The 17,853-nt window shown below is 42.1% G+C and carries 17 protein-coding genes; 16 read left to right on the top strand and 1 reads right to left on the bottom strand.

Features of this window, described 5'->3' with window-relative positions; genetic code table 11:
• The first annotated feature begins 373 nt into the window (after positions 1 to 373).
• Positions 374 to 955 (top strand): DNA-directed RNA polymerase subunit delta, encoded by a 582-nt coding sequence (rpoE, locus tag JOC77_RS00270; RefSeq protein ID WP_204537346.1) that lies wholly within the window; start codon positions 374 to 376, stop codon positions 953 to 955.
• A gap of 473 nt (positions 956 to 1,428) precedes the next feature.
• Complete coding sequence (locus JOC77_RS00275; protein WP_204537347.1) at positions 1,429 to 3,036, top strand: CTP synthase; 1,608 nt, start codon at positions 1,429 to 1,431, stop codon at positions 3,034 to 3,036.
• A gap of 170 nt (positions 3,037 to 3,206) precedes the next feature.
• On the opposite strand, the gene JOC77_RS00280 is transcribed toward JOC77_RS00275, so the two are convergent.
• Entirely contained in the window at positions 3,207 to 3,734 is a 528-nt protein-coding gene (locus tag JOC77_RS00280) for a DUF2529 domain-containing protein (protein WP_204537348.1), read from the bottom strand.
• Positions 3,735 to 3,979: 245 nt separating this feature from the next.
• On the opposite strand from JOC77_RS00280, the gene JOC77_RS00285 reads away from it, so the two are divergent.
• From JOC77_RS00285 to JOC77_RS00350, 14 genes are all read left to right on the top strand, one after another.
• Positions 3,980 to 4,342: a response regulator gene (locus tag JOC77_RS00285; protein ID WP_204537349.1), complete on the top strand. Its 363-nt coding sequence runs from the start codon at positions 3,980 to 3,982 to the stop codon at positions 4,340 to 4,342.
• Between the two features lie 239 nt (positions 4,343 to 4,581).
• Entirely contained in the window at positions 4,582 to 5,439 is an 858-nt protein-coding gene (locus JOC77_RS00290; RefSeq protein WP_204537350.1) for a class II fructose-bisphosphate aldolase, read from the top strand.
• 129 nt (positions 5,440 to 5,568) lie between these two features.
• Complete coding sequence (gene fsa, locus JOC77_RS00295) at positions 5,569 to 6,219, top strand: fructose-6-phosphate aldolase (protein ID WP_204537351.1); 651 nt, start codon at positions 5,569 to 5,571, stop codon at positions 6,217 to 6,219.
• A gap of 390 nt (positions 6,220 to 6,609) precedes the next feature.
• Complete coding sequence (locus JOC77_RS00300; protein WP_204537352.1) at positions 6,610 to 7,896, top strand: UDP-N-acetylglucosamine 1-carboxyvinyltransferase; 1,287 nt, start codon at positions 6,610 to 6,612, stop codon at positions 7,894 to 7,896.
• Positions 7,897 to 7,991: 95 nt separating this feature from the next.
• A complete protein-coding gene (gene glpX, locus JOC77_RS00305; protein WP_204537353.1) occupies positions 7,992 to 8,954 on the top strand; it encodes a class II fructose-bisphosphatase in 963 nt (320 codons plus the stop codon).
• A 394-nt stretch (positions 8,955 to 9,348) separates the two neighbouring features.
• Complete coding sequence (gene rho / locus JOC77_RS00310; protein ID WP_204537354.1) at positions 9,349 to 10,635, top strand: transcription termination factor Rho; 1,287 nt, start codon at positions 9,349 to 9,351, stop codon at positions 10,633 to 10,635.
• 150 nt (positions 10,636 to 10,785) lie between these two features.
• Positions 10,786 to 10,986: a 50S ribosomal protein L31 gene (gene rpmE, locus JOC77_RS00315; RefSeq protein ID WP_101639729.1), complete on the top strand. Its 201-nt coding sequence runs from the start codon at positions 10,786 to 10,788 to the stop codon at positions 10,984 to 10,986.
• A 281-nt stretch (positions 10,987 to 11,267) separates the two neighbouring features.
• Positions 11,268 to 11,891, top strand: a complete 624-nt coding sequence (locus JOC77_RS00320; protein WP_204537355.1) for a thymidine kinase — start codon at positions 11,268 to 11,270, stop codon at positions 11,889 to 11,891.
• 615 nt (positions 11,892 to 12,506) lie between these two features.
• Positions 12,507 to 12,842, top strand: coding sequence for a hypothetical protein (locus JOC77_RS00325; RefSeq protein ID WP_204537356.1), 336 nt, complete (start codon positions 12,507 to 12,509; stop codon positions 12,840 to 12,842).
• A 149-nt stretch (positions 12,843 to 12,991) separates the two neighbouring features.
• On the top strand, positions 12,992 to 14,062 hold the full coding sequence (gene prfA, locus JOC77_RS00330) for a peptide chain release factor 1 (protein ID WP_204537357.1): 1,071 nt from the start codon (positions 12,992 to 12,994) through the stop codon (positions 14,060 to 14,062).
• On the top strand, positions 14,049 to 14,933 hold the full coding sequence (prmC, locus tag JOC77_RS00335) for a peptide chain release factor N(5)-glutamine methyltransferase (RefSeq protein WP_204537358.1): 885 nt from the start codon (positions 14,049 to 14,051) through the stop codon (positions 14,931 to 14,933). The genes prfA and prmC overlap by 14 nt, the downstream gene beginning before the upstream one ends.
• Positions 14,934 to 15,128: 195 nt before the next feature.
• Positions 15,129 to 15,932, top strand: coding sequence for a stage II sporulation protein R (gene spoIIR / locus JOC77_RS00340; protein ID WP_204537359.1), 804 nt, complete (start codon positions 15,129 to 15,131; stop codon positions 15,930 to 15,932).
• A gap of 107 nt (positions 15,933 to 16,039) precedes the next feature.
• The gene (locus JOC77_RS00345; protein ID WP_204537360.1) at positions 16,040 to 16,474 is read left to right on the top strand and encodes a GNAT family N-acetyltransferase; all 435 of its coding nucleotides are present in this window, start codon (positions 16,040 to 16,042) and stop codon (positions 16,472 to 16,474) included.
• Between the two features lie 199 nt (positions 16,475 to 16,673).
• The gene (locus JOC77_RS00350; RefSeq protein ID WP_204537361.1) at positions 16,674 to 17,723 is read left to right on the top strand and encodes an L-threonylcarbamoyladenylate synthase; all 1,050 of its coding nucleotides are present in this window, start codon (positions 16,674 to 16,676) and stop codon (positions 17,721 to 17,723) included.
• The last annotated feature ends 130 nt before the right edge of the window (positions 17,724 to 17,853 follow it).

Here is a 17,853-nt window from a genome sequence, read left to right on the forward strand (position 1 = left end):
CTGTTTTTACAATGCATACAGGCAAAAGAAAGGAAGTAAGAAGAGAATACTTCAAAGGGATTACAAACTTGAAAAACACAGAGAATCTATAAGATTGAACTAGCATAAACTCAAGGATATTGTTTATAATGTTATATATGTCTAGCAATATCGCTTCACAAACTAACATTTTACCTGATAGGAACGTATTTTAGTTTATAATCCTCGAGGATCAGAGAAAACTGACGGCCGTACTTTAATCTTGTGCGGGGTTTAGTGTAAACCGTTTTTCTAATCATAGCCATAGAGCTAATGCAGCATACATATAAAGTTCTGTCCTATCCTGAGGCAGAAATATTGATGGTGCCCCATTATAGAAAGGAAGTGCAGAGGGTTGAGTTTAAGCCAATACTCTAAAGAAGAATTACAAGAAATGTCCCTGCTAGAGCTTGCTTATGAATACTTGGCAAGTCAAAAACAGGCAGTTCCATTTACCGAAATGGTGCAGGAGATCAGCCGCCTTCAAGGATTATCTAAAGAAGAATTGAACAGTAAATTATCCCAATTTTACACAGACTTAAATGTGGATGGCAGGTTTACATCAATTGGTGAAAACCGATGGGGCTTAAAAGCCTGGTATCCTGTAGACCAAATTGAAGACGAGGTTCTTCCAGCTGCCAAACCGAAGAAGAAAAAAGCGAAAAAAGCAGATGAAGAATTGGAAGACTTTGATGAAATTGAAGAAGAAGATTTGGATTATGATGATCTGGATGACTTTGAAGAAGAAGAAGAGGATCTTGTTGAGGAAGATGATGATCTTCTGGATGACGATGATGATGATGATGATGATGCCGAGGAAGAAGATCTTGAGGAAGCTCTTGAGGAAGGCGGCTTCATAATCGATGAGGAAGAGACTGATCTTGACGAGGAAGAAGACGAGGACCTCGATGATGAAGATGAAGAGGATAAGCTTTAATTTCTAATTAGAACTTGACTTTTTATATCGATATTTGTAGAATCATTTTTGGGCTCCTTAAAAAAAGGGCACAAGAAATGACGATACCGCTCCCTTACATTTGTAAGCGGAGCGTTTTTATTTTTCCGGGATGATTGTTCGTTTCAAAAGATTTTAAACCAGTCAATCTTTATAGAAAAATCATCCTATACATTAGTCGGCAGGACTCGGAAGAAACTAGGTTTTTCTAAAAAAATCATAAGTTTTCTGGTTTGTGGCAAACTTTTTCATAGAATGTTTTTTATGTGGGCCAACCTTAGCTGGTAATAATAGAAGCATTAAATACAGAAGCTGAATTTCTTATAAGTCCGTTCAGGATTTCTCTCATATGGAAACTGGTATTATTCATTTTATTCTTGGAAGTATCCTTTTTTCGCGGAAGTAAGAGGTTTAAAGTTGATGTGTCAGATTGATTTGAAGGGGGAAGTAAACAGATGACAAAGTATATTTTCGTAACAGGCGGTGTAGTTTCTTCTCTAGGTAAAGGGATTACAGCTGCGTCATTAGGCAGACTTTTAAAGAACAGGGGTCTAAGTGTAACGATCCAAAAGTTTGATCCATACATTAACGTAGACCCGGGAACTATGAGTCCGTATCAGCATGGTGAAGTATTCGTTACTGACGACGGAGCCGAAACAGATTTGGACTTAGGCCATTATGAGCGTTTTATCGATATAAATTTAGGAAAACACAGCAACGTGACTACAGGGAAGATTTACTCTACTGTACTGAAAAAAGAACGCCGCGGTGACTATTTAGGCGGAACTGTACAGGTAATCCCCCATATCACGAATGAAATTAAAGAGCGTGTGTTCCGTGCCGGCCGCGAAACGAATGCGGACGTAGTTATCACTGAAATTGGCGGGACAGTAGGGGATATCGAGTCACTTCCATTCCTTGAAGCAATCCGCCAGATTAAGAGTGATATCGGCCGTGACAATGTTATGTACATTCATTGTACGCTTGTTCCATACATCAAAGCAGCTGGAGAAATGAAAACAAAACCAACTCAGCACAGCGTAAAAGAACTGCGCAGCTTAGGCATTCAGCCAAATATCATCGTGGTACGTACAGAAATGGCGATTTCGCAGGACATGAAGGATAAAATTGCCCTATTCTGTGATATTGATACAAAAGCAGTTATAGAAGCTCGTGATGCGGAAACTCTATATTCCATTCCATTGACCCTACAGGAACAGAATATGGATCAAATTGTTTGCGACCACTTGAAATTAAACTGCGAGGAAGCTGAAATGACAGACTGGACAGCTCTTGTAGAAAAAGTAACAAACCTATCAAAGGTTGCAAAAATTGCGCTTGTAGGTAAATACGTAGAGCTTCAGGATGCCTATATTTCTGTGGTGGAAGCTTTAAAGCACGCAGGCTATCAGTTTGATGCGGATATTGATATTAAATGGATTAACGCAGAGCTTGTAACGAGAGATAATGTGGCAGAATTGCTTGATGAAGCAGATGGAATATTAGTTCCTGGCGGATTCGGCGACCGCGGTGTCGAAGGAAAAATCCATGCCATTGAATATGCACGTATCAACAAAAAGCCATTCTTCGGAATCTGCCTTGGAATGCAGCTGGCATCTGTTGAATATGCCCGCAATGTGCTTAATTTGGAAGGAGCTCATTCTTCAGAGCTTGATCCAGAAACGAAATACCCAATTATCGACCTTCTTCCAGAACAAAAAGACGTGGAAGACCTAGGCGGAACTCTAAGACTAGGATTATATCCTGCTAAGCTGACAGAAGGAACGAGAGCTTTCGAAGCATATCAGGATGAAGTGATCTATGAGCGCCACCGTCATCGTTACGAATTCAATAATCAATTCCGTCAGGATATGGAAAAAGCCGGATTTATCTTCTCGGGTACAAGCCCAGATGGCCGCCTGATCGAAATTATCGAGCTTGCTGACCACCCTTGGTTTGTAGCATCCCAATTCCACCCGGAATTCACATCCAGACCTACACGCCCGCAGCCGCTGTTCCGCGACTTTATAGAGGCATCTTTAAGATTTAGCGAGAAACTTTAAAAGCGAAAGCGCCTTGGTCAGCCCCGAAAAGCATAAGACGAGCAGGCCGTGAGAAGCGGTTTTCCTTTCCATGGACTGATCGGCTTATGGGCCTCGAGGGGCTAGTAGGCGCTGTAGCTGGATACCAAACGAAAAAAGCTGAACCGCCTGGTTCAGCTTTTTTTATTTCCCTATTCTTCGTTATACTCTTTGATAATTTCTTCGATGTTAAATTTTAGTCCGTGGTAGGCAAATAAGGCTGCCATGAGGGATGGGAAGCCGAACCTTGTGCCTGATTCGTCAGGAAGGAGGGCTCTGGTCAGCTTGGTGTCGATATGTACATCAGCGAGTTCGGCAAGTTCATTCGTCCCGTCTTTTTGGATAGCGGAGACCGCAACAAAGGATATATCTCTTGCCTGCAGCTCCTTTGCAAGGGAAACGGCTTTCAGATCATCAGCAAATCTAGTGAAAACGAGCACTCTGTCAGCAGGCGTAATGTCTGAAATGTTCACAAAAGGCTTAACAAAAGCGAGGGGTTCAGCTCCATCAATTGCTTCGTGTAAAATTCCCTGCATTTCACCAAATCCTTGGAGATAAAGCGTTCCTTCACTAACAACAGCCTGGCACAAAAGCCTTGCTCCGTCCTCCATTGTAAATTCTTCTTGATCTATAATTTTTTTGTACACCCCAGTAAGCTGGGTGGAAAATATTTTTAGCATGAATAAAACCCCTTTAAATAGACTCTATCTTCCTATATATCATAACCCTTTATATTTCGCACTAGTTGTATACTGAAGTAGAATGTATCATATCAGGCGCTATTTTTTATAAAACTCTCTCATTGTTGCAGGAATTTTGAAGAATTAGGGCGAAATAATTAAGGTATGCTCTGCAGACTATGGAAATATTTACATATACTACCGGCGCCTATGCGATATTTATACAGAGAAAAGGGGTAAAAGGAATGGCTAGAAGAGTACTGATTGTGGATGACCAATTTGGTATACGTATACTTTTAAACGAAGTTCTTCAAAGAGAAGGATATGAAACCTTCCAGGCTGCTAATGGACCTCAGGCACTGGATATTGTCAAAAAATACCCGCCTGACCTTGTGCTTTTGGATATGAAGATTCCTGGGATGGATGGAATAGAGATCTTGAAAAGAATGAAGCAGATGGACCAAAACATTAGAATTATAATCATGACGGCCTATGGAGAACTGGATATGATTCAGGAAGCACGTGATCTCGGAGCGCTGACTCATTTCGCTAAACCATTCGATATTGATGACATCCGAAAGGCTGTAAGAGAAAATATATTAGTGTAAGCCCTATCAATATTTGTAATTTTCTAGCAGTGTTCACATTTCAAGAAAAAACCTTAAATTTAGTAGAACGGGCATGGCTAATTTGTTGCTCATTGCACAATCAATTGATATGCTTAGAATGATTTTTAAAACCCTTCTGAATTCTTAGCGTATAGCAGCCTTTCTTTAAAGGTAAAATTTTAGAAGGGAACTCTGCATTTGCATGTAATATATAGTTCTACTTTTAAGGAGGAAACAAAATGCCTTTAGTTTCTATGAAAGAAATGCTGAACAAAGCACTTGAAGGTAAGTATGCAGTCGGCCAATATAATATTAACAATCTAGAATGGACACAAGCCATTTTAGCAGCAGCTGAGCAGGAAAAATCTCCGGTTATTCTTGGTGTATCCGAGGGTGCAGCACGCCATATGGGTGGTTTCTATACTACTGTTATGATGGTAAAAGGATTATTGGAAGATATGAAAATTACCGTTCCAGTTGCTATCCATCTGGATCACGGTTCAAGCTTTGAAAAATGTAAAGAAGCGATTGATGCTGGTTTCACATCAGTAATGATCGATGCTTCACACCATCCATTTGAAGAGAATGTTGAAACTACTACTAAAGTGGTTGAATATGCTCATTCAAAAGGTGTTTCTGTTGAAGCAGAACTTGGTGTTGTCGGCGGACAAGAGGACGATGTAGTAGCTGAAGGTGTTATCTATGCAGATCCAAAAGAGTGTGCAGAGTTAGTTAAGCGTACTGGCGTTGACTGCATTGCTCCAGCACTAGGATCTGTTCACGGACCATACAAAGGTGAACCAAACCTAGGCTTCAAAGAAATGGAAGAAGTTCGTGATTCAACTGGTATTCCATTAGTTCTTCACGGAGGAACTGGGATCCCGACTCACGATATCCAAAAATCTATTTCTTTAGGTACTTCAAAAATTAACGTGAACACAGAGAACCAAATTTCATTCACGAAAGCGGTTCGTGAAGCACTTAATAAAGACCAGGAAGTATATGATCCACGTAAATATATCGTTCCAGGCCGCGAAGCAATAAAAGAAACAGTTGCCGGAAAAATGCGCGAATTCGGTTCAAGCAACCAGGCATAATTTGACAAGAATCGAAACCACTATCCAGTGGTTTCGGTTTTTCATATAAAGCAGACTTAGCAAGGATTCTATCCTTTTTATTTTTGGTGTCATATGATTGAAAATTTCGACAAAAAGTGAGGGAATACAATGAAATTCTTTATTGATACTGCTAATATAGAAGAAATCCGTGAAGTTCACGCTCTTGGTCTGTTATCTGGTGTGACTACCAATCCATCTCTGGTAGCGAAGGAAAAGAATGTCACCTTTCACGAAAGATTAAGAGAAATCACGAGCCTGGTAAAAGGTTCAGTAAGTGCAGAAGTTATTTCATTGGATTCAGAAGGCATGATTAAAGAAGCAGAGGAACTAACTGCCATTGCACCTAACATCACAATCAAAGTTCCCATGACACCCGACGGCCTAAAAACCGTTCATCATTTATCCCAGCAGGGAATAAAAACGAATGTAACTCTTATCTTCAATGCCAATCAGGCACTATTAGCCGCTCGAGCCGGCGCTTCTTATGTATCTCCTTTTTTAGGCCGCCTGGATGATATCGGCCAGGATGGGCTTCAGTTAATTTCTGATATAGCTGATATATTCAATATTCATGGTCTGGAGGCAGAAATCATTGCTGCATCCATCCGCCATCCTCTTCATGTTACAGAAGCAGCCATCAGAGGGGCTCACATCGCAACGATCCCATATAAAGTTCTCATGCAATTATTCCATCACCCGCTTACAGATAAAGGAATTGAAGCATTCCTGGCTGACTGGAAATCAAGAGAGAGCGTTTAAACGCTTTCAAAATAAACTGATTTCGCTTAGACTGTTGTATGTAGTGAATGAAGAGTATATACAGTCTGAGCTTTAGAGCTCTTTTCTTACTAGTTATGTTTGCTGGTAACAATCCCTCTTATTCAAGGGCAGGAAGAGAGCCTGATTTATAACCGTGTTATTCCTTTCCTGGTGATTTCATTTCAAAACGAAGCTCGAGGCGGATCTTGTGAGTAAATTATAATTTTTGGTAAATATTTATATTTTCGTTACATGATTTTTCGTTTTTTGTGTAAACTAGACCATAAAGAATTCTGTCGTTTTATGTAAGTTTCGTATGGAAAAATATACCTCAACACAGGCCGCTTTTGCAGCAATAATTACTGCTTTGGCATAGAAGGGAGTTAAACCATGGAAAAACTAAAAATCGCTGGCGGTTATCCACTAAAAGGATCAATTAGAGTGAGCGGAGCTAAAAATAGTGCTGTTGCCTTAATCCCAGCTACCATTCTGGCAGATTCGCCGGTTACAATAGAAGGTCTTCCTGAAATATCTGATGTAGAAATATTAAAAGGGCTGTTAGAGGAAATTGGAGGCAGCGTCACGTTTTCAGATAATGAAATGAGCGTAGATCCTTCTACTATGGTTTCTATGCCGCTTCCAAATGGAAGAGTAAAGAAACTGCGTGCTTCTTATTATTTAATGGGAGCCATGCTTGGCCGTTTCAAGAAAGCTGTTATCGGGCTTCCTGGCGGCTGCCATTTAGGTCCCCGTCCCATTGATCAGCATATAAAAGGGTTTGAAGCACTTGGTGCCCAAATCACAAACGAACAGGGAGCCATTTACCTGCGGGCTGATGAACTTCGGGGCGCGAAAATTTATCTGGATGTTGTCAGTGTTGGTGCAACTATTAACATCATGCTCGCAGCTGTACTTGCTAAAGGCCGCACCACGATTGAAAATGCAGCAAAAGAACCGGAAATAATCGATGTAGCGACACTTCTTACAAATATGGGAGCGCGGATAAAAGGGGCAGGAACGGATATTATCCGCATTGATGGAGTTGAAAGCCTTCACGGCTGCCGCCATACTATTATTCCTGACAGAATTGAAGCAGGGACCTTCATGATTCTGGCCGCCGCTGCAGGCGATGGCATCTTAATTGATAATGTTATTCCGCAGCATCTAGAATCACTTACTGCTAAACTTAGAGAAATGGGAATAACTGTGGAAACCGGCGATGACCAGATCTTTGTTGCTCCAGGACCGAAGCTAAAGACAGTTGATATTAAAACACTGGTATATCCAGGTTTTCCAACAGACCTGCAGCAGCCATTTACAACTCTGCTTACAAAGGCAGCAGGCTCCGCGGTGGTTACGGATACGATTTATGGCGCGCGCTTTAAGCATATTGATGAATTAAGGCGCATGAATGCCAATATTAAAGTAGAAGGACGTTCAGCAATCGTAACGGGTCCTGTTCAGCTTCAGGGCGCTAAAGTAAAAGCGAGCGACCTGCGTGCGGGGGCCGCTCTTGTTATCGCCGGCCTTATGGCTGAAGGCATTACAGAAATCACAGGCCTTGAACATATCGATAGAGGCTACAGTATGTTAGAAGAAAAATTAACCGGGCTTGGAGCCACGATCTGGCGGGAAAAATTAACACCAGAAGAAGCAGAACAGCTAAAAAGCTCTTAATGAGGATACAGATTCCGTTGAATGTGTTATAATTAATTGTATAATGTGTTATACAATTAAAATTCTATAATAGATGTAACGCAGGGGGAATCGCAGTGGAAAGAAGTTTATCGATGGAACTAGTCAGGGTGACTGAGGCAGCAGCCCTTGCATCTGCAAGGTGGATGGGAAGAGGCAAGAAAGACGAAGCAGACGGTGCGGCCACTTCGGCTATGCGTGACGTTTTTGACACCGTGCCCATGAAAGGGACTGTTGTAATCGGCGAAGGAGAAATGGATGAAGCTCCCATGCTCTTTATCGGTGAAAAGCTTGGCACTGGATACGGGCCAAGAGTCGATGTCGCGGTAGACCCGCTTGAGGGAACGAATATTGTTGCTTCAGGAGGCTGGAATGCCCTGGCAGTTTTAGCGGTAGCAGACCACGGGAATCTGCTTCATGCACCTGATATGTATATGGACAAGATCGCTGTCGGTCCTGAAGCTGTCGGGCAGGTCGATATTAATGCCTCTGTTATGGACAACTTAAAAGCTGTGGCCAAAGCCAAAAATAAGGATATTGAAGATTTGGTTGCTACTGTGCTGAATAGGCCGCGCCATCAGGATATTATTAATCAGCTTAGAGAAGCAGGAGCAAGAATTAAGCTCATTAATGATGGTGATGTGGCAGGTGCCATTAACACGGCCTTTGACACTACTGGTGTAGATATTTTATTTGGATCTGGGGGAGCCCCGGAAGGAGTTCTTGCAGCAGTCGCATTAAAATGTTTAGGCGGCGAAATTCAGGGGAAATTATTACCTCAGAGTGATGAAGAATTAGCCAGGTGTTTGAAAATGGGCTTAGATGTCAATAAAGTACTTAGGATGGAAGATCTCGTAAAAGGCGATGACGCCATTTTTGCGGCTACCGGTGTTACAGACGGCGAGCTGCTTCGCGGCGTACAGTATAAAGGTTTTTATGGAGAAACTCATTCATTGGTTATGCGCGCCAAATCAGGGACGGTCCGGTTTATTGACGGCCGCCACAGCTTAAACAAAAAACCTAATCTAGTTATTCGATAAACAAGGATAAGCGGGCGGCTTCGCTCGCTTCCTTGATTTTAATAGGTCCGCGGTAATTGTCGTAAACTGGCTCACGATCCCCATACAGCGGGAGCAGGAAAAAATCTTTTGCCAGCAGAATACTAGAAAAGAATAAGTTTCTGCTGATAATAGGGTCAGGAAACTGCTGGAAACCCTCTAGCGTAGCAATCCCTGCTGCTTTTGAATTAGCAGAAACTTCTAACGGTTTTGGAATCTTTCAGCTAATCAAAAATAGTTGAATATTTATTTTAAAGCAAGTAAAATAAAGCTTGTTTTTAATCCTGTGAAATTTCTTCAAACTTACTCCAAGTTAAAGAACCTTCCTTCAATTTTCTTTCCTGGTGTTAGCTAATCTAAAAAGAGTGGTGTCATAATGAATTTAACAATTTCAAAATTAGAAACGATGAAGCTTAAAGAGCTTTATGAATTAGCGCGCGAATTTAAAGTTTCCTACTATAGCAAATTGACAAAGAAAGAGCTTATTTTTGCTATTCTAAAAGCGAGAGCTGAACAAGATGGACTGTTGTTCATGGAAGGCGTATTAGAAATCATTCCTTCTGAAGGATTTGGCTTCCTGCGCCCGATCAATTATTCGTCCAGCTCTGAAGATATATATATATCAGCATCACAGATCCGCCGCTTTGACCTTCGGAACGGGGACAAAGTTTCAGGTAAGGTCCGCCCTCCAAAGGAAAATGAAAGATATTACGGCTTGCTCCATGTTGAGGCTGTAAATGGCGACGATCCCGAATCTGCGAAAGAACGGGTGCATTTCCCTGGATTGACTCCTCTGTATCCGGACCGCCAGATGATGCTGGAAACGACCCAGAAGAATCTTTCTACCCGTATTATGGACTTGATTGCTCCAGTTGGTTTTGGCCAGCGCGGATTGATTGTTGCGCCTCCAAAAGCTGGTAAAACAATTCTTTTAAAAGAAATTGCCAATGCCATTACAGTGATCCATCCAGAGGCTGAGCTAATCGTTCTCCTGATCGATGAGCGCCCTGAGGAAGTAACCGATATTGAACGTTCGGTTGCCGGTGATGTTGTAAGTTCAACATTTGATCAGGTCCCTGAAAATCATATAAAAGTGGCTGAATTGGTATTAGAGCGTGCGATGCGTTTAGTGGAGCATAAACGGGATGTAATTATCCTGATGGACAGCATTACCCGTCTTGCCCGTGCCTACAACCTTGTAATCCCGCCAAGCGGCCGGACATTGTCCGGTGGTATTGATCCTGCGGCCTTCCATAGGCCGAAGCGATTCTTTGGAGCAGCACGTAATATTGAGGAAGGCGGAAGCTTAACCATTTTAGCAACTGCGCTTGTAGATACAGGATCCCGGATGGATGATGTTATTTATGAAGAATTCAAAGGTACAGGCAACTTAGAGCTTCACCTGGACCGCTCACTTGCTGAAAAACGTATTTTCCCAGCCATCGATATCCGCCGGTCTGGAACACGTAAAGAAGAGCTTCTTATTCCTAAAAATCATTTGGACAAATTATGGGCGATTCGTAAATCAATGTCCGATTCACCTGATTTTGCAGAAAGATTCTTGCGCAAGCTCAAATCTACTAAGAGCAATGAGGACTTCTTCAGCGTCTTAGATGAAGAAATGAAGAAAAACCAAAACGGTTCTTCAAAACGCTCATTGTAAATTTTTGATAGACTCTTGCAAATTACATCATACCTTGCTATAATAAAGCTAATGTGTTTTGAATAAACATGTGGCGGGCAATTGGCCAGCCGCATTCTAACGTAATAAACTCTGTTTCAGTATGACTCAGGGCGGAAGGAGATGAAAAGAATGAAAACAGGAATTCATCCAAACTACAATAAAATTACCGTAACATGTGCTTGTGGTAATACTTTTGAAACTGGTTCTGTAAAAAATGATATCCGCGTAGAAACTTGTTCAGAATGTCATCCATTCTACACTGGACGTCAAAAATTCGCTGAAGCTGGCGGACGTGTTGACCGTTTCAACAAGAAATACGGCATTAAATAATCAACAAAAATATGTACAAACAGGCAAGAACTTTCCTTGCCTGTTTTTTTAAGGCTTTATTTACATATTTCTGCTGTTTTTATGCCTATTTAGGCTATAACGAAGTTGAATATAATTGAAACCCGCCGGGGTGGCGGGTTTTCATTTTTACAATGATGAACCCGTCATTCATGAATCATGGGGGACGGGGAATAGTAATGGTAAGGATTATTTTACCGCTGAACTTATAAATAATAACTGTTAACATATAGATTCAAAGTGTGGAAGGGAGAGCCTAGTTCATGTATGTAATGAAACAAACAGGCTGGATGGAACTCATTTGCGGAAGCATGTTCTCGGGGAAATCTGAGGAGTTAATCAGAAGAGTACGCCGCGCACAATTTGCCAAACAAAGGATTATCGTTTTCAAGCCTGCTATTGATAATCGATATAGTGAAGAATCTGTCGTCTCTCATAATGGCTCTTCTTTCACAGCAAAGCCTATTTCAAAATCAACCGACATTTTCAAGGAGATCCATCCGGATGTAGATGTAATCGCCATTGATGAGGTTCAATTTTTTGATGAGGAAATTATTCAGGTTGCCCAGCATCTTGCTGACAGCGGCTATCATGTCATTTTAGCAGGACTCGATCAGGATTTCCGCGGTGAGCCCTTTGGCCCTGTGCCGATGCTCATGTCTCTGGCTGAATCAGTCACAAAGCTTCAGGCTGTATGTGCTGTCTGCGGTTCACCCGCAAGCAGAACTCAACGGCTGATTGATGGCAGGCCTGCCTCTTACAATGATCCGGTCATCATGGTTGGAGCCTCTGAGGCTTACGAGCCGCGCTGCCGCCATCACCATGAGGTGCCTGGAAAAGAAGATGTCCTCAAAGAACATACGAAAACAATCACTAAGTCTTTTTAACTCTGTGAAGGGAATGCTCCTTCATACAAACAGGAGCGGTCCCGATGAGTCAAACATATAGGGGCGGCTCCTTCTTTTATTTTTGGCTCTGTTAAAGCTCAATGCTGATATTGGCACTATGTTGATCTTCGCTGCAGGCGCGAGACTCCTGCTCAGAAAAGTGAGGATTGTCCAGTTCCGGACTGACACCTTCGGTCATAAGCCCATCGCCGTCAAAAGGCAAAAAGCGCCTTTCACCGCCGCTCGTCTTATGCCTGTCAGGTGTCTGACTTTCTATGTAATGTGATCTTTTAAAAGAGTATGTTCATCACAGTTCTTTTAAAAGAACATCTGAAAGTCACCCTCCTCCGCTTTTCTATTAAGGGAGACCCCACAGGCGTTTCACGCCGAGGAGGCTCCCGGACCGCCCGCGGAAAGCGAGTGCCTGCAGCGGAAATCAACAGCCATGTTTAAATGTTTAACAGAACTTTATTTTTTGTAAAAAAATGACTGATGTTTCTATTAAGGGTTTCTGTCCCAATTCCTCACACATTTTTAGTATAATTCTGGTAATTGCTAATTTCAGATAGTAACCCTCCCTATTTTTGGAAACAATAATAAGAGGAGGTGTGCGCGGTGAAAAAAACAGAAGCATCAGTATGTGTCTCTTTTACTCAGGAGTATAAATCGTCCAAGGAAACACATTCTTTTTTTAAAAAGCAAAAGGGCCTTCTCCTGCCTTTTAAACGAAAGCAGACTGAATATGAGAGAATTAAAAAGATTCTATCGTCAGCTGCTGATTATACGCTGGGTCCTCTTTTTATTAAGGATGATCAGATGTGGGTAACTTTTTATGAAGGAAGCAGAAGGCATATCGGGCACAATCTGGCTGAAGAGGAAGACTTGCTTAAAAAACGATTGGCACGAAAGCTTGCAAATTATTGTATAACAGTCCGGATAGAAGTTCGGTAAGCCTTAAATGGTTTTGACGTGTTTTATCTGCCATAATATAATGGTAATGGTAATTATGTTATAAATGGCAAGGTTAATAGATTTTGTTTTACATTTAAGATTTCAAGCGCCTTATAGGCTCTTTGATATAAAAATTTGAGGTGAATATCGTGTTAGATCGTTTACAGGCAGTTGAAGACCGATATGAAAAATTAAATGAGTTGCTTAGTGATCCGGCCATCATAAATGATGCGAAAAAATTAAGAGAATATTCTAAGGAACAGTCAGGTATTCAAGCAACAGTGGAAACATACAGGGAGTACAAATCGGCCCGTGAGCAATATCAGGATGCGAAACAGATGCTGGAAGATAAGCTGGATCCCGAAATGCGGGAAATGGTAAAGGAAGAAATGGGAGAATTACAAGAACAGCTAGAGGGTTTGGAAGCAAAGCTGAAGATTCTTCTTGTACCTAAAGATCCTAATGATGAGAAAAACGTAATCATGGAGATCCGCGGTGCCGCGGGCGGAGATGAAGCTGCATTATTTGCAGGTACCTTGTACCGTATGTACAGCCGTTTTGCCGAGGTTCAGGGCTGGAAGACGGAAATTATCGATGCGAGCCCTACAGGACTTGGCGGATATAAAGAAATTATCTTCATGATTAATGGGAACGGCGCTTTCTCAAAGCTGAAATTCGAAAATGGAGCCCATCGCGTTCAGCGTGTCCCAGAGACCGAATCAGGCGGAAGGATCCACACGTCTACGGCTACAGTGGCTGTTTTGCCTGAAGCAGAAGAGGTTGAAGTGGAAATCCATGACAAAGATATCCGTGTTGATACATTCGCTTCAAGCGGACCGGGCGGGCAGAGCGTTAACACCACGATGTCAGCTGTCCGTTTAACGCATTTGCCTACAATGACGGTTGTATCGTGTCAGGATGAGAAGTCTCAGATCAAGAACAAAGAAAAGGCCATGAAGGTTCTTCGGGCCCGGGTATATGATAAAATCCAGCGGGAAGTACAGGCTGAATATGATCAAAACCGTAAAGCGGCTGTTGGTACAGGCGACCGTTCAGAACGGATTAGAACGTATAATTTCCCGCAAAACCGTGTAACCGACCACCGTATTGGTTTAACGATTCAGAAGCTGGATCAAATTATCGAGGGAAAATTGGATGAAATTCTAGATGCGTTAACCTTAGAAGATCAATCCAAAAGACTTCAAAATGAAGAAGCATAATTCATTTAGTAAGGTATATGAAGCCCTGAGCTGGGCTTCTTCTTTTTTAACCTCAAGAGGCCGGGATGCAAATGCGGGGGAATTGCTGCTGAAGCATTTCATGGATATGGATCGAAGCAGGCTTTTGGCAAATCTTCATCTAGAGGTACCTGAGGATGTAAAAGAACAATTTGTGGAAAGTGTGTATGATCATGCTCGAGGAGTTCCGGTTCAGCATATCATCGGGTTCGAAGAATTCTACGGCAGAGTGTTTCAGGTGAATAAGGAAGTATTAATTCCGAGGCCGGAAACGGAAGAACTGGTATATCATGCATTAAATAAGATTTCGGGGCTTTTTAAAGAGGAGCGAGCGGTCAGCCTCGCCGATGTAGGAACAGGAAGCGGAGCGATCGCGATCACGATGAAGCTGGAGAATCCCCGTTTAGATATTACTGGTATGGATATCGCTGAAGAGTCACTGGCAGTGGCCAGGGAGAATGCAGATCGTTTAGGGGCGGTGGTATCATTCTTGCAGGGGGATTTGCTGGGGCCGTTTATAACTCAAGGGAGGAAGCTTGACATTGTCCTGTCAAATCCGCCTTATATTCCTGTTGGGGATGAAGCTGATATGTCGGAGGTTGTGACCGCTCATGAACCGCATCGCGCATTATTTGCAGGCGTTGACGGCCTTGACTTTTACCGCCGTTTCATGGAGGAGCTTCCAAAAGTATTGAACGAAAAGGCACTCGTTGGCTTTGAAGTAGGAGCCGGGCAGGGAACAGCCGTCCAAAACCTCCTGCAGCAAACCTTTCCTCAAGGACAAACAGAAATCCAATACGACATAAACGGTAAAGACAGAATGGTCTTTGCCATCTTGGGAAATAGGGACTGACCCCTATATTAACGGGAAATGGGGGACTGTCCCCATTTCCCGTTTTTTTTTAGAAAAATAGAAAAGAACTTTCCTAACGCATAAGAAAAACTTCGCTCTAAAGGACTCGGATAAAAACCGAGTTTTTCTAATTTTACTAGTTTAAGATTCTTTATTCCTGGACAGAATGAGTGGTGTAAGGGAGGAATGGGGAAAATGAAATTACTTAGAAAACATATAGCATTGGTGTATCTATTATTGCTGGTGATTGGTACGGTTCTTAGTTTATATATACCGAAAATGGATAGTGCTCAGGCAAAGGACACGGTAATCATACCAAGTGATGCGATCAGGCTTCGTATCCTGGCTAATAGTGATAAAAAGGAAGATCAGGATCTTAAGCGCATGGTAAGAGATGAAGTGAATAAGGAAATTACAAACTGGGTGAAGGATTTAACGTCCAAGGAAGAGGCCCGCCAGGTTATAGAGGGAAATCAAAAGCGGATTCAGGAAATAGCAGAGAATCTTGTAAAAAAACAAGGTGTTAAACAGGATGTAAAAGTAAAATTTGGGCCGGCAAAGTTTCCTACTAAATTATATGGTCAATATATGTATCCCGCTGGAAGCTATGAAGCTATCGTTATCACTTTAGGAGACGGAGAAGGAGCAAACTGGTGGTGTGTGTTATACCCGCCGCTGTGCTTCCTGGATTTTTCTAACGGAACCGCAGTAAGTCAAAGTCCGATGGAGGAGGAAGAGCCAGTTGAAGACCATGTTGTGCCTGCTGATTCAGATAAGCTTGATGGAGACCAGGAAAACGAAGATCTGCCAGTTGAAACAAAGCAGCCTATGCAGGAAAAATCAACTGCTGACACCTCGGAAAACACAGCAGCTAGCCATTCAGAAAACACAACACCCCAAAGTCCAGAACACACTGCTCCAGTATACACTTCAAAGGATGAAGAACCGGTTAAAGTCAAATTCTTACTAGTAGAATTGTTCTCCGATTTCTTCAGTTAAGAAAAAGCCGCTATCCGAATGATGGCGGCTTTTGGGTTCGAAAGTTCTATTAACTCTATCTTTTGCATATTAGTTGAAAAAGGATATAAGAGAGAGGGGCTAGCGGAATGATTAGATGTGCTAAAAGAGAAGATCGTGAGTTCATTGAACGATTTCTGGCGGAGGCAAACTTAAGTACAGAAGGAGTTAAAGAAAACATAGAGCATTTTTTGATAGCGGAAAATCAGGCAGGCAAGCTGGCCGCTGTTATAGGCATCGAACCTTTAAAGGAGACAGGATTGCTGCGCTCGCTTGCTTTTTCACCAGAATTTCACACCCGCAACCTGCCAGCTTTATTTGAACAAGTATTTTTTTTAGCTAGAGAAAAAGGATTGAAAATTTTATATTTAGCAACTAATAGTGAATCTGCCATTGGCTTATTTCAATGGCTGGGTTTTGAAAGCGTCCGCAAACCGAGTATTTCTGCCGATTTAGAGTTATCCACCCATGGAAAACACCTATTGGGGATAACTTCCTGTGAATTTCTCTGTAAAAGGATATAGTTATTCAACATATCCACAAAGTTACCCACAATTTTAAAGTAGTTATGCACAATTTGTGGATAACGCTTGAATTGACCGCCAACATCTTTTATACTTTCAAAGTACCTTTTTAGCAAGATGTAGGAAAAAAGGTCTATAATTTTGATAAAATAAAGACTTTTACACATAGATATAGAAACCAAGAATGAAGGTGCTGAATATGCAGACAAAATACTGGACAGTGGATAAACATGTGGACAACTTTAAAAGTTATTCACAGATTGAAGAAGCGGCAAAATTACTAGAACAGAATGAGACGGTCGCTTTTCCTACTGAAACAGTATACGGGCTTGGTGCCAATGCAAAAAATGATGAGGCTGTTAAGAAAATTTTTGAAGCAAAGGGACGGCCAAGCGATAACCCGTTAATTGTACATATAGCTTCTAAAGAGCAGCTGAAAGATATTGTAGAAGTAATACCTAAAAGAGCCGAGATATTAATGGAGCGATTTTGGCCAGGACCGTTAACCCTTATTTTTAAAAAAAAGGAAAACACTTTATCTAATCTGGTTACGGCAGGGCTTCAGTCAGTGGCAATCCGGATGCCTGACCATCCTGTTGCTCTAGATTTAATCAAAAAAAGCGGCCTTCCAATTGCAGCACCAAGTGCAAATACATCTGGAAAACCAAGCCCGACCACGGCTGGTCATGTATTCCAGGATTTGAATGGAAAAATAGCTGGCATCGTTGACGGCGGTGCTACCGGAGTTGGAGTCGAATCAACTGTGCTCGACTGTACGGAGGCTGTTCCTGTCATATTGAGGCCAGGCGGGATCACTAAAGAGCAAATCGAGGAAGCGATAGGACCGGTATCCTATGACCCTTCTCTATCTAATGTAAAAGAAGCACCGAAATCGCCGGGAATGAAATATACCCACTATGCTCCGCGGGCAGAGTTCACCTTAGTTAACGGCAGCCCCCAATTTCTACAAACCTTAGTGAATCAATCTAAAGCAGCCGGACTAAGGGTTGGTGTGTTTACAACCGAAGAAAACGCAGCATTTTACGATGCAGACCATGTGCTGTCTGCAGGTGCGAGGAAAGATCTATCCACTGTTGCAGCCGGGTTATATGATACTTTAAGAAAATTTGACAGTCTCGATGTGGACCGTATCTTTGGAGAAGTCTTTCCGGTAGAAGGCATTGGCCAGGCAATCATGAACAGGCTGACAAAAGCAGCCGGCCACCGAATTGTTAGAGAGGATGAATGAGGGTCCTATTTATGGATCCTTTTTTTGTTGGGCGTACTTAATGAAAGTTTGTTGAAAAAAGGAGGGGATTTTGGCTTTCAGTCTGGCGGGAAGTAGTAGCTTGAGTTAGAGAAAAATCCTTCAAAAAGGA

This window comes from Peribacillus deserti (genome assembly GCF_016909175.1).
GTDB classification, from domain to species: domain Bacteria; phylum Bacillota; class Bacilli; order Bacillales; family DSM-1321; genus Paraperibacillus; species Paraperibacillus deserti.